This window comes from Botryobacter ruber (genome assembly GCF_003347595.2).
Taxonomy (GTDB): Bacteria; Bacteroidota; Bacteroidia; order Cytophagales; family Hymenobacteraceae; genus Pontibacter; species Pontibacter ruber_A.
In genome coordinates this window covers 47,893-62,134 of sequence record NZ_QCZK02000030.1, presented here as the reverse complement: position 1 = coordinate 62,134, position 14,242 = coordinate 47,893, and the positions used below count along the sequence as shown (strand labels likewise).

Annotated in this window: 6 protein-coding genes; all 6 read left to right on the top strand. The window is 45.8% G+C overall.

The genetic code is table 11. The annotated features are described in order from the left end of the window. Positions 1-10 precede the first annotated feature (10 nt). The 6 genes from DCW36_RS08740 to DCW36_RS08715 all read left to right on the top strand — a co-directional run bounded on the left by DCW36_RS08740 (position 11) and on the right by DCW36_RS08715 (position 13,655). Positions 11-1,867, top strand: coding sequence for a RagB/SusD family nutrient uptake outer membrane protein (locus DCW36_RS08740; protein WP_114782935.1), 1,857 nt, complete (start codon positions 11-13; stop codon positions 1,865-1,867). A gap of 106 nt (positions 1,868-1,973) precedes the next feature. Next, on the top strand, positions 1,974-2,936 hold the full coding sequence (locus DCW36_RS08735) for a hypothetical protein (protein WP_125185442.1): 963 nt from the start codon (positions 1,974-1,976) through the stop codon (positions 2,934-2,936). Between the two features lie 483 nt (positions 2,937-3,419). Then, positions 3,420-6,899 carry a DUF5123 domain-containing protein gene (locus DCW36_RS08730; RefSeq protein WP_114782934.1) on the top strand — a complete coding sequence of 1,160 codons (3,480 nt, stop codon included), beginning with the start codon at positions 3,420-3,422 and terminating at the stop codon, positions 6,897-6,899. Between the two features lie 134 nt (positions 6,900-7,033). After that, entirely contained in the window at positions 7,034-8,680 is a 1,647-nt protein-coding gene (locus tag DCW36_RS08725) for a T9SS type A sorting domain-containing protein (RefSeq protein WP_125185441.1), read from the top strand. Positions 8,681-8,880: 200 nt separating this feature from the next. Beyond that, entirely contained in the window at positions 8,881-12,153 is a 3,273-nt protein-coding gene (locus DCW36_RS08720; RefSeq protein ID WP_114782932.1) for an Ig-like domain-containing protein, read from the top strand. Continuing rightward, positions 12,150-13,655 carry a pectinesterase family protein gene (locus DCW36_RS08715; protein WP_114782931.1) on the top strand — a complete coding sequence of 502 codons (1,506 nt, stop codon included), beginning with the start codon at positions 12,150-12,152 and terminating at the stop codon, positions 13,653-13,655. Before DCW36_RS08720 ends, DCW36_RS08715 begins: the two co-directional genes overlap by 4 nt. Positions 13,656-14,242 lie beyond the last annotated feature (587 nt).

The following is a 14,242-nucleotide window of genomic DNA, read 5'->3' as shown; positions in this document are numbered from 1 at the left end:
ATATTTATATATGAAAAAGTTAATAATATATCTTTTCCTGCTCTGTTTTTTTGCTTCCTGTGAGGAAGTGATAGAAAAAAGGGAATTGGATGCTGTGGATAATGAGGACGTTTGGCAAAACTCAGATTTAGCAAGATTATATTTAAATAACTTGTATAGCAGAACTTTACCAGGCTTCCAAGGAAATGCAAATTCTGGTTTATCTGATGAATCGACTGGTTCCGGGGTAGACAATATGATGTATGGTATGTTAACCGCTAGTTCAGCATATGGTACTTGGGGGGTTGATGTTTATAGCCATATACGAAGAATAAATATTTTACTTGCAGAGATTGATAAAGGGTCAATTCCTGAAGATCAAAAAAATGTAATCAAAGGGCAGGCACTGATGATGAGAGCCTGGATATACTGGGAACTGGTGAAGCTTTACGGGGGAGTGCCAATGGTAATGGACGTACAGGATCCTAATATGGGAGAAGGATTATTTATGGAACGTTCTAATGCTGCCACCAGTATCGGGTTGATAGTACGGGATTTAGATGAAGCTATCGAAAAGTTGCCTCCTACCTGGCCTGCTACTGATTTCGGACGGTTTACAAAAGCAGCTGCTGCAGGCCTTAAAGGACGTATACTGCTTTATTATGCAAGCCCTCAGTTTAATCCAAATAATTTAGCAGAACGCTGGACGGTAGCATATGAAGCGAATAAGCAGGCAAAAGAACTGGCATTGGCAGCTGGTCATGGGCTACATACAAATTTCGACCGGATATTTATTGACGAAGCAAATAAAGAAGCCATCATTGTAACTGTTTTCGATAATACACGAATATCACATGGGTATGAGCGTAGTGTGCGTCCGGCCAGTGTTAAGTCTCCCCGTACAACATCCTCGGGTAATCCTACCTGGGAATTTGTGCAGGCATTCCCGATGAAAGATGGAAAGCCTATTCAGGGGCATCCAGATTATAATGAAAGATTATACTGGAAAAACCGCGATCCTAGACTGAATGCTACAGTGGCTTATAATAGTATGATGTATCCGTTGCCAGGTGGTACTATATATACAAACCCGGCACAGAGAAGGCAGTGGACGTATATCGCATCCAATGGTCAACCTAATAATCAGGAGCTCACACAGAATACAACAACCGGATTTTTCCTGAAAAAGATGATTAATCCTGCCGTTCCTCCAACAGAATTGAACAGAACATGGACTGACTGGATAGAACTGCGCTATGCGGAAGTGTTGCTGAACCTGGCAGAAGCTGCAAATGAAGTGGGCGCCACCGATGAAGCTTATACAGAGCTAAAAGCAATCCGGAAAAGAGCCGGAATAACGGAAGGGGATGGAAACTTCGGTTTAGAGCCGAGTATGTCGAAGGAGGCGATGCGTGATGTTATTATGCGCGAAAGACAAGTTGAACTGGCATTTGAAAATAAAAGACATTGGGATTTACGTCGTCGAAATTTATTTGCAGAGAAATTAAATGGAACCAGGAGAACTGGTTTACAGACTATCCTGGATCTGGATAAAGTTATTGAAGTTGCCAATATTCAGCCAACAGAAGATGAACAAAAAAAGGTATCGGAAGGGAAAATGACTGAAGAACAACTCTTGGCTGCAATGCGGACCAGAGCCAAAACGCATTTCGAAACCAATATTCGTGACAACACAAACTGGAATGATGATAGTAATCACCTGCTTTATTTCAGAACTGAGCCTGTAACACTTGATACGAGGGATATAGATTACAAGCAGCCTCTTTATAACTTCTATTTTGTACCACTTACAAATTTGGAAAAAGATCCAAAGATTAAGCAAACAATCGGCTGGACGGGCGGTGATGGATTTGATCCACTACAATAATTAAGTTAAACAAAGGGTGTAGGATATTGGTTAATAACAAGTGTCCTACACCCATACCTATAACGTATAAGTATTTACTAATTCTTAACTATAAATGTGTTTTATTATGAAGATGAGAACTACGAAAAAACTATTTGCTACCCTGCTCATAGCATTCAGCACCACGGGTGTTTTTGCGCAGACACAAGAAAGAACCTATACGCTTAATCCTAAAGAGATTCCGCCTCAGTCACAGGGTTATTTTCTGACTGGTGTAGAGAAAGATGGTGTAATTCATAAAGGGTGTGGGGCCGGTACAGATCAAAATGTTACAGAGCATAGCGGATCTATCCATAACGAAAACGGCAGTTCCGGGGGCTGGACATTTAAAAATGTTTCTATCATGGCGCCCGACTGCAATGGTAAGGGCACCCCTGATGCAGATGTACCAACCGGGTATTTACAATTAAGAGAAAATACAAACTGGGCTGGCTACGTAGCAAATCCAAATGATCCGGCAATTGTGTTTGGCTCACTTACAAGTCTGCCGGTAACTGATATTAAAAGTCTGACAATCCAGGCAGGTAGTGACTTAAGTACTCTTCCCAATAATCCCAATAGGACTATCGTTTTCGGGATAGAAGTTTCAACTGATGGCGGTGTTACCTGGGAAGGCTATACTACAAAAACATTGGAGCAACAAGGCGGAAGAACCTATAGGTTTGTAGCTAATGGTGATGATCAGGGGTTCAACTTGTTGGCAACACTTTCGCAAACACAACCGGTTATGGTTAGAATTATTCCCTGGCTCAATAATGAAGGCAGAGGCCAACGTATAAAAGTATTTGGCCTATCGATGACTGCCACCGGACCTGCCGTAACTTCTTTAAAGGCTGAGCTTGCCGGCAACGAGCCCTTCTTTGAAATAGAAAATAATGTATTTGTTGCTACAAATAACAAAGGCAACCTTTCGGTTTACAACCTGACTGGTGCATTAGTTGGTAAAGGTAGCGAAGTAGCTATCCCTGGCAAAGGGCTGTACATTGTACGATCTGACAAAGGCCTTTCCAGAAAAATATTCTTACAATAATTATCAGAGCTTTCAACAGCATAAGCAGCTATTAGTGCTGTTTATGCTGTTAAAAGCTTCTTCCTTTCTTACAATGTCTTGCTTCTGCTTACTTTTTAACAGCGGGTAGCTTTAACCTATTCTGAAATTGTTGCAACAAGAGCGTCGGTAAAGCAAATGTGGTTTATAAGAAGACCAAATATCTTCTTATGACCTTAACCTGCATTATGCCTGATGCAGCTTTGGTGTTGCGTTATCTGATTCATTAGTTCTTCTGCTACCTAACCTGGTGACGTGCATCAGAGGCTATGGTGGCAGGTGCAGAACCTTTTTTTTGCATAAATTCCTCTTTCATTGGCTGTAGTAATGGCTAAGGGTGGAGGTGGAGAGTGAATCGATATCAGTCGGAAGTGCTTTGAAATCTTTAAGCAGTATGCCTGCTTCTTTAAGAGCTTCCGGTTCTATGTTAAGAATTTCTTTGTTAAACCTTAATAAACAACAATTATGTTCAAACTGTACTTTAAAGGTGTTGGTCTGTTGGCGCTATTACTACTGTTAGTTAGTAATTCGTTTGCCCAGACAACACACAACATCCCGAATACAAGGCCCGATACGCTCAGGAACTTTATCCTGAACGGCCAATGGGCGGCTGGTGATACTGTCATGTTAACCAGTTCAGGTATATACCAGGTGTCGGCAACTATTGATTTACCACGGTCTGTCCATATTAAAGGAGATCCGGCGCTTGCTCAAAGACCTGTAATTCGTTTTTCAGGAACCAGCGGAAGCATCAGGGCAAATCTTGACAATACCAGTCTTTCCTTAATTGGCATAGACTTTAACGGATACCAGTCAAATGGTACCAGCAGAACAGATTATATATTCCGTGGATTTGCTACTGCTGTAACAGATCCTGCAGGTGGACTGGCTACCACTTTCCCTAAACTAGTGTTTAAAAACAGCGAGGCATGGGGCTTTAAAGGTGGCTTAATTGTAAATAACAATTCCTTACGGGTAGCAGTGAATGAACTTGTAATAGATAATGTGGAATGGCATGATATGGTAGGCGCCTATGCAATCGATATTAAGCAGAATGCGGTTAAATCATTGCGTGTTATGAACTCAACTTTCTATAACATAGCAAATGGCTTCATCAATAACCCATATTTTTCTGATACAGGTGTTACTCCTGCGAGAACCGATGTTATTCCACAAAATTTTGTAATTGAGGATAATACTTTTTACAATGTTTCCGGAGCCGGTGGCAATACGTTTATTCAAATGAACGATCCGAAGGACCAGTCAGTAACACTCACTTTCCGCGATAACGTGGTGAGCATGTTGCATACGGCAGATAATGCACGACCTTTCCGGATTGATCCGCTTGCTGGAACATTTACGTTTGAAAATAATGTATTTCATGAATTCACCTCTACAAGAGCTGATGGTGAAGTACAGGAAGCTTTTAACCTGGCTACAGTAGACGCCAGGCAGACCAACGTAACTGCTACGAATACCATAACAGAAAATCCGGCCTTTGCGAATGCTGCAGTTGGAAACTTTAGAATTCCAGCCGGTTCTCCACTTCTGACAGCTGGTACAAACGGCGGTACAATTGGTGATCCATCCTGGACTTCTGGTGGTGCTGGTTTTGCCACACACCAAATTCCAAACACGGAGCCGGATACCCTTAAAAAATTTGTTGAAAACACTGCGCTTTGGGCTCCGGGTGATGTTATTATGCTGGTGAGCGCCGGCAACTACGAAGTTAACAATGGCATTGACATAAAGCAGGATGTTACCATTATGGGCGATCCGTCGCTGGCGCAACGCCCGACTGTGACGCTGCATGGCGGTGCTTTTAAGCCTCGAGCAAATAACCTGGATATCATCCTGAAAGGTTTCAATGTAAATGGCTTGACTGAAGACGCCGAAGGTGAAGAACAAAGAGCTGCAGTTCTGCGCTTTGGCGGAAGAAGTGAGGGAGGAGAAGTTAGTGGAGGTAGCTTCAGGATAGAAGAAATGAATGCCACTGGCCTGAGTACTGGTGTGGAGCTTTTCTATGACAATGGACTGCACTACGAAGAATTGGTACTTAATAATGTGTGGTTTAATGATATTGAAGGCTGGGTAGTGGACCCAAGACTGAATGCAACCGACAGAATAGAAATTACCAATTCTACTTTCTCTAACTTCGGAGCTTTCTTAAAGAACCCTTATAATGTAGATGCAGGTAAAAACCGTACAGGCATATACCCAATGACGATCATGATCGACCATAACACTTTCTATAATGGTTTGTCTGCGTTAAAGGGTGCTGATGCGTTCATCCAGATCAATGATCCGAAAGAAGGTACGGTATCGTTTACCTTTTCCAATAACATTGTAAGCACACTGATTAATAGTTCCGGTACACGTCCGTTCCGTATCAACGAGGCTGCCGGTACCTTTATGTTCCGTAACAACCTGTTCCACAACTTCGAGTCGTCACGTGATGAGGGTGCTCATAACCTTACGGCTGTGGCTACAAAACAGGCCAACGTAACAGTTGTGAATCCGGTAACAGGTGAACCAATGTTTGCCAATCCGGCAGCCGGAAACTTCGGTCTTCCTTCCAATTCTTCCTTACTAACTGCAAGCACAACAAGTGGTCCTATCGGCGATCCAACCTGGGCCACTGGCGAAGGGCTTTATACCATCCATCAAATTCCAAACACGGAGCCGGATACCCTTAAAGCATTTATCGAGAACACTGCGCTTTGGGCTCCGGGTGATGTGATCATGCTGGTGAGTGCTGGAAATTATGACGTAACCGGAAGTATGCAAATTATGCAGGATGTTACCATTATGGGCGATCCGTCTTTATCAACCAGACCTCTGGTAAAAGTGAGCGGCGTAGGAAACGGTGGCGCTTTTGTACCTGCAGCCAGTAACCTGAGCATTATCTTGAAAGGCTTTGACTTTGATGGGCGATCGCTGAACGCAAGCAACCAGGAGCAAAAAGCAGCGCTGATACAATATGCAGCCGGCGCAGGGAATGCTATGGGTGGTAAACTGATAAGAATAGAAGACATGTATGCTACTGGCATGACGCAAGGTATAGAGTTATTCCCGGGAGGTTCTCAGGTGTATGATAAGGTAGAGATCAATAACGTACATTGGAATGACATTTCGCAATGGATATTCTGGCCAAGAATTAATGCTGTAAAAGAAGTAAGCATTACAAATTCTACCTTCTCAAATGCAGGAGGCTTTATCAATAACTTTTATTTCCAAGATGCTTCCAGAAACAGACCTGAGGCTATTCCGCAAAATGTTGTAGTTGACCACAATACGTTCTATAACATAGCAGATGGTAACAGAGCATTGCTGCAGATGAACGATGGCAGCGATAACGCAGTAACCTTAACTTTTACAAACAATATTGTAAGTAAACTGAAAGATCCAGCTAACTCCAGGCCTTTCCTGTTCATGGAAGCAAGACCTTCAGGTACTTATAGCCTTCGCAACAATGTTTTCCACGACTTCTTGGCAACTGATCAGGCCAAAACCCAATATAACCTAAGCGTTGTGGCTGGCTATCCTTTTGTAACCGAGGCTAATAACACAACAGAGAACCCTAACTTTGCTGCCCCTGAAAACGGCAACTTCAAGCTTCCGAACGGTTCGCCACTGGCAACTGCCGGTACTGATGGTGGGCTAATTGGTGATCCGCAGTGGGCACCAGACAATGTGACAAGCATTAAGCCTGAACTTAAAACTATAAAAGTTGAAGTGTATCCAAACCCGGTACGTGATGTGCTTTACATTAATGCTGCTTCGGAAGTACATGTTACTATCTACAACATGACAGGCAGTGCCGTATGGACAGGTGCTATTAATAAAGTTGGTTCGGTTGATATTGCAGGTATCAAATCTGGACTATACATTGTCAGAATTAATGCCGGAAGCAATGTGCAGACGGTGAAAATACTGAAGCAATAACATTAAAAATCCAATGAAACTAACTCAGTGTTGCCGGTTGTTTATCCGGTAGCACTGAGTTTTTATGGTTATAATAATTAAACGAAAATATGCTTAAATCATTTACAAGTAGTGTTTTCATAGTCTTATGCTTTGTGAGCACAACTTTACTAGGTCAGGAAAGACAGTTGGCTTTTCCAGGTGCCGAAGGATATGGCAGATTTGCTTCGGGTGGCCGTGGTGGTAAGGTAGTGGAAGTAACGGACCTGAGGGACCGGGACCTCTATGGCAGGACAAGAACCGGAACCTTGCGTGCCGCACTAGAGACACCGGGCGACGAGCCTCTTACAATTGTTTTCCGTGTTTCGGGGAATATAGAGTTGTCTACTGATATCAAAGTTAAAAGATCTAACTTAACAATTGCCGGCCAGACCGCTCCTGGAGATGGCATTTGCATCAAAAATGCGTCTGTTTTCCTCTCAGGCGAAAATATCATTATTCGCTATGTCCGCTTCCGCCCGGGAGCTGCAGGTGCTGCGACCACTCCCCTGAATATAGAGAACTCTAAAAATATCATTGTCGACCACTGCTCCTTTAGTTGGGCTGTTGAAGAAACAATGGGCATGTACGACAATAAATATACCACTGTACAATGGAGCATTATCAGCGAGGGGCTTTATAACGCCGGACACGGCAAAGGCGCTCGTGGCTATGGCTCTCAGTGGGGCGGTCAGTATGCCTCTTACCACCATAACCTGATCGCACATCAGAACAGCCGCTCTCCACGCATCAATGGCAGCCGCTCCAACGATACTGTTGCACTGGTGGACTTCCGCAACAATGTTATCTACAACTGGGGTAGCAGAGGCGCTGTATATGGTGGAGAAAACGAAATCTGGTGGGAAGATCCCCAAAACCCTGGTCAGAACAAGGCAGGCAACTTCACTAATGTTGTAAATAACTACTACAAACCGGGGCCCGCTACAGCCGGTACGCATATCTTTGCTGCTCCATCTTATGTAACAGAGGGTAATACGGCTTATGGTTATGGCAAGTGGTACTTCTCAGGCAACTACATGCATGGTGTTACCGGCGGCATGAACGAAGACAACTGGCTTGGGGTGGATACAGACCGCGTTGGCGGAGTAGCTAACATCCGGAGCAACAGCGAGTTCGCCTATGAAGGAGTTCAGACCCAAACTGCACAGGAAGCATTTAACCTGGTGCTGGAAAATGCTGGCGCTATTTTACCTAAACGCGATGCCGTAGATACCAGAATTGTAAATGAAGTCCGTACAGGAACAGCTGTAGGAACAGGTACAAAAGGCAATGGTATTATCGATAGTCCAACAGCCGTAGGAGGATGGCCAACGTTGCAAAGTGCGGCTGCTCCTGTAGATACCGACAAAGATGGCATTCCGGATACCTGGGAAACAACAAATAACCTGGACCCGAACAATGCCGAAGATGCAAAAGTAATCGGAACGGATGGGTACACGCCACTGGAACGCTACCTGAACAGCATCGTTCCTTCTGGTGTAACAGCCATCGGCGATGAGGTTGCAGCAAATGATTTTGTCGTTTACCCTAATCCGGTTACCGATAAAGTATTCTTCAGCAGCACCGAAAAAATTGCCAAAGTAGCGCTGTACGATCTGAGTGGTAAAGTGTTGGTAGAAAAAAGCGATGTTCGTCCTGAAAAAGACTTCCTGCAGGTCAGCCAGCTGAAAGGCGGCTTCTATATCTTAAGAACTTTCTTCCGGAATGGCCACACCGCCGACCATAAACTGATCAAACAATAATTTCCAGTTTAAAATTTGTAACCCACATCGGCATCAAAACCGGTGTGGGTTATGAGCTTTTATAATCCCTTGGGTAAAGAACTAAAAAGTCTGCTGCAGCAGTCACCATTTCTTCTGCTGCTGGATAACTGCTTTTTCTGCCAGCGTTGGATTAGCATTTTGGTTTTGTATTAGATTTAAACAGTGTAGTCTTGATATTTATGAAGCACTCCTACTTTGCAAGTAAGCGCTTTTTTATTTTTACCTTTTTATTTGCCCTGGTAACGCTGAGTGTGAAAGCGCAGCAAACGCATCGCGTTACCAATTCCGAAGAAAATGCTTTAAAAACCTTTATAGAAAATACAGCCAACTGGGTACCCGGCGATACCATCCTGCTGGTAAGTGAGGGTGAGTATCTGGTGAAGGGCACGATTGAGATAAAGCAGAACATCGCCATAAAAGCCGATCCGACACTGGCAATCCGCCCCTTGGTAACCTTTTATGGAACTGTAAGCGGGTTCAGGCCCAGGGCAAATAACCTGAGCATGACCTTTATCGGGTTCCGGGCAAAGGGGCTAACGCTGGATGAGGATGGAAAACAGCAGCGGTCGATGCTGTTGAGCTTTGGCAGGGGCTTTGAAAACGGCACTTTTGCCAACAGTATCATCAAATTCGAAAATGTGGAAGCTTCCGGATTCAGCAACGGCATTGAGTTGTTCTATGATCAGGGGCTGCATTACCAGTTAATTAAAATCAACAACGTGGTGTGGTCCGACTTCTCGGGTTGGGTACTGGACCCCAGGATTAATGCAACCGACAAGATCGAAATTACGAATTCAACTTTTTACAACATAGGCGGATTTCTGAAGAACCCTTATTATTCCAAGCCTGAACGACCTGCGCAGTATCCACAGCAAATCATCATCAACCGGAACACCATTTACAAGGTAGCAAACGGAATAAACGGAGCCGATGCCCTGATACAGGTAAACGACCCTACCGACGGGCAGGTGAACCTGATGTTTACCAACAACATCGTCAGCACCTTGATCGATCCTGCCACGGCTCGTCCTTTCCGCATAAACCAGAGTGCCGGCTTGTTTACTTTTGAAAACAATGTGTTCCACAATTTCGAATCAACCAAGGATAATGGAGTCCATAACCTGGCGCAGGTAGATGCGGCGCTGCAGAATGTCCTGGTCAGCAATACCATTGCTACTGATCCTGGCTTTGCAGGCCCTGATTTTGGCGACTTCACCATACCTGAATCATCATCTTTGCTAACGGCAGGCACCAACGGAGGGCCAATCGGGGATCCGCGCTGGTCAGGCTGGGGAGATGTGGATCCGGATAATCCTGCTGAAATCCTGGTTAACCGTATCATTGTGTCCGGGCAGGGAGGCAAGTCCAGCATTACCGTGAAAGGCGGATACCTGCAAATGGTGGCTACCGTGTTGCCCGGCAATGCCGCTAACCGCAGCGTAACCTGGAGCATCAGCGACGATCAACTGGCCACCATCGATCAGAATGGCGACTTAGTAGCGAAAGCCAGCGGCGTAGTGACCGTGACTGCTTCTGCCAACGATGGTTCTGGTGTAACGGGCTCACTGGATGTTACGATCATGAACCAGGCAAACATTACCTCCATTACCGTAGTGCCTGCAGCAGGGCGCACCAGCCTGAATCCCGGTGAAACCCTGCAACTTTCCACACAGCTCACCCCCCAGAATCCGGACAACCCGAATGTGAACTGGAGCGTGAACAACAGCAACCGGGCCTCCATTTCAGCCGACGGCCTGCTTACGGCTGTAGCACCAGGTGAGGTAACCGTAACGGCAGCTGCTGAAGAAAACAGCTTTATGTATGGCACATTAACCCTTACCGTGCTTGGAACCCCGACGGATGACGAGGATGTACCGGCAGCTGGGGAGCCAATTGCCTTTCCGGGCGCTGAAGGTTACGGTAAATATGCCACAGGCGGCCGTGGGGGTAGGGTAGTGGAAGTAACCAACCTGAACGACAGCGGCACAGGCAGTCTGCGGGCGGCACTTAATTCGCTCGGCACCGACCCGATAACTATTATTTTCAAAGTTTCCGGCAATATCGAACTGGCCGGAGAGCTTAAATCTGGCAGGTCTAACATGACCATCGCGGGCCAGAGTGCTCCCGGCGATGGTATCGCTATAAAAAACGAAGGCATCAAGTTGTCTGGCAGCAACCTGATTATCCGCTATCTCCGGTTTCGTCCGGGCAACAGCCTGGGCACGCAGACGACCGGCCTGAACATCGAAAACGCCCGCAATATTATTGTAGACCACTGCTCTATGAGTTGGGCGGTGGAAGAAAACATGGGCATGTACGATAACAAATTCACCACCGTGCAGTGGAGTATCCTGAGCGAGGGACTATACAATGCCGGGCATAGCAAAGGCGCGCGCAGCTACGGCTCACAGTGGGGCGGACAATATGCTTCGTACCACCACAACCTGATTGCCCACAACCAGAGCCGCTCGCCCCGCATCAACGGCAGCCGCTCCAACGATACTATCGCCCTCGTGGATTTCCGGAACAACGTTATCTTTAACTGGGGCAGCAGAGGAGCCGTGTACGGAGGCGAAGAAGAAATTCGCGGCGGTGAGATGAAAGTTAATTTCATCAACAACTACTATAAACCGGGACCTGCCACACCGAGCCAGCTGCTTTTTGCAGCACCGTCTTATGTGACCGAAGGAAATACAGCCGCTGGCTATGGCGAGTGGTATTTTGCCGGTAACTATATGGAAGGCATAACCGGCGGAATGAATGTTGCTAACTGGCTGGGCGTAGACGCCAGCAGGGTAAACGGTGCCGACAACATCAGGCACCCGTACTGGTTTCCGGTGGAACCGGTAGAGACGCAAACGGCACAGGAAGCCTACAGGCTGGTGCTGGAGAAAGCCGGTGCTGTTCTGCCAAAGCGCGATGCCGTGGATACCCGAATTGTTGCCGAAGCAAAAGGTGACCGTGCCGTTACTGGCAGAGGCATTATCGATTCGCCGTCAGAAGTAGGCGGCTGGCCAACACTGAACAGTGCAACGCCTCCAACCGATACCGACAATGACGGCCTTCCGGATGACTGGGAAGAAGCAAACGGGTTGAACAAGTACCTGGCGTCTGATGCAAGGGCTATTGGAGCGGGTGGCTACTCGAACCTGGAAATCTACCTGAACAGCCTTGTAGCGCAGGGCGTGACAGGTATTGCCGAACCGTATGCTGCCGCTGCTTTTATCGCTTACCCGAATCCTGCTGCCGATAAAATTTATTTCAGCAGCACAGAAATAATACAGAAAGTGGAACTGTATGATTTGAGCGGCAGGTTAGTAGTTGCTAAAAGCAATATCGAGGCAGGGCAGGAAGGTTTCTGCTCCATCAGTCACCTGACTTCCGGATTTTATATCATGAAGGCTGTTTTCAGAAACGGCCAAACAGTAGAACGTAAACTTATTAAACAATGATTTCTAATTCAAAACCATTACAGTTCCTAACCTCCTGGTTGGCAGCTGCCACTCTTTTGCTGGTTGTTACCACTGCTGCACAAGCACAGCAAGTATACAATTATGTAGTCGCCAAAGATGGCTCCGGTGATTACACCAGAATTCAGGATGCTATCAGCCGGGTTCTTTTTGACAAGCCTACACGCACGCTTATCTACATCAAAGATGGAGTGTATGAGGAAAAGCTCTATGTGGCGTTTCAGAATATCAGCCTGATAGGCGAAAGCCGTGATGGGGTGATCATCAGCTGGAACGACTACAGCGGAAAACCGGGCACCAACATCACGACAGGTTCCTCCTATACCCTGCAGGCCCAGGGAAACGACTTTTATGCCGAAAACCTGACGATACGGAACACGGCAGGAAACGTAGGGCAGGCAGTAGCAATTCATACCACAGGGCAGCGCCAGGTATTTAAGAACTGCAGGTTTCTCGGGTTTCAGGATACTTATTATGCCCAAAAAGGGCGGCAGTACAATGTAGATTGCTTTATAGAGGGCGCAACCGATTTTATTTTTGGCGATGCCACAGCCTTGTTCGAAAACTGTATTATAAATTCGGTGCAGGGCGGACAATATATTACGGCGCACAACGACACCAAACTAATCTCTACGGTAAACGGCGCTCCTTTTTACCACGGCCTCCTGTTCCTGAACAGCACCCTTACAGCTAATCAGGATGTTCCTGCTGCCAGTTATTTCCTGGGCAGGCCTTGGGGTGCGCCCGGTTCCACTGTTTTCATCAACACCAAAATGGGCAGCCACATCCGCCCTGCAGGCTGGTCAACCTGGAGCGGCAATAATCACCTGAACGGTACCTTTGCCGAATACCAAAGCAAGGATCTGCAAGGAGAGCCGCTGGATGTAAGCCAGCGGGTAACCTGGAGCAGCCAGTTAACAGCAGATATGGTGGCCAATTACTACAACCTGGATTACTTTTTAAAGAAGGATAACGTAGTCTGGAACCCGCGGGAAATTGCGTCCAGCCTTCCGGCACCGCAGGGATTAGCTGCCGCTGCAGGGTACGTACTCTCCTGGCAGGCAGTGGACCAGGCGAAAGGCTATGTGATCAGCCGCAACGGAACGGTAATTGGTTTTGCTGCAACTCCCTCTTACACCGATGCCACCGCAGACCCGGCCATCGCAAATGCATACCAGGTAAAAGCAGTAGCAAACAGTGGCAACCAGAGTGCACCGTCGCCTGAAGTAACGGTACAGCCAACGGTTAATTCCCTAAAAAAGCTCGCCGCCCCTGCTTTCCGTGTCTCTTTCGCAGAAAATAACATGCTGATTTCGGAGAAGGTCAATGTAACGGTGTACAATTTAGCAGGGGCATTGGTAAAAGAAGCTGAGAATACAGACAACATTTCGCTGGCAGGTATGGGGCATGGTGCCTATGTCGCCCGACTCGTAAATAAGAAGGGGCAGACAGTGGTGAAAAAGTTTGTTTTCGGGTCGAATTAACGTTTATACAAAAACTTAACAAATAGGTGAAAGAGGCATTCCGGCTGGGGATGCCTCTTTTTATTTTAGATCAGGAGCAGAGGGAGTGGTGGCAGCTGCAGCAAAGTTTAAAAGCGTCCAAAATGGATGTAGGAGAAGTGAAATAAGGAGACAGAACGACAAGTGCAATAACATATCCGCAGGAGTAGGTCGTTGGACAGGTGTATTTGTGCCAGTTACCATGTACACTTTAGAATTTTCAATAAGTTAACCCCAAAGTAGCATCTCAACTATAACCTGTTACAATTGTCTGTGGATTTTCTTTTGTTTTCGTTTTTTATTGTTTTTGTAGATGATTGAAATAGTTCGAAAGAAAAAGTAAAATTTATTTGTAAAAACTTTTTTATATATGAATTTATTTTTTATTTTTGAACAGTCTAAAGCAGCAGCTGCTTGAGGACTGTATTTGCCACTCAATTCGAATACACAGAAAACCAAATCATCATTTTAAACTTTATCTTAAAAAAGAAGCTCACAATTTGTAATCCAATTTACAAACATTAGTTCGTGGTTTGTTTTCTTTGTTACTAAAGAAAAAAAAATACTTT

Bases quoted from the DNA above. Each gene is read 5' to 3' on its own strand.
- DCW36_RS08740 (WP_114782935.1), top strand. From the start codon at position 11: ATGAAAAAGTTAATAATATATCTTTTCCTGCTCTGTTTTTTTGCTTCC.
- DCW36_RS08735 (WP_125185442.1), top strand. From the start codon at position 1,974: ATGAAGATGAGAACTACGAAAAAACTATTTGCTACCCTGCTCATAGCA.
- DCW36_RS08730 (WP_114782934.1), top strand. From the start codon at position 3,420: ATGTTCAAACTGTACTTTAAAGGTGTTGGTCTGTTGGCGCTATTACTA.
- DCW36_RS08720 (WP_114782932.1), top strand. From the start codon at position 8,881: ATGAAGCACTCCTACTTTGCAAGTAAGCGCTTTTTTATTTTTACCTTT.
- DCW36_RS08715 (WP_114782931.1), top strand. From the start codon at position 12,150: ATGATTTCTAATTCAAAACCATTACAGTTCCTAACCTCCTGGTTGGCA.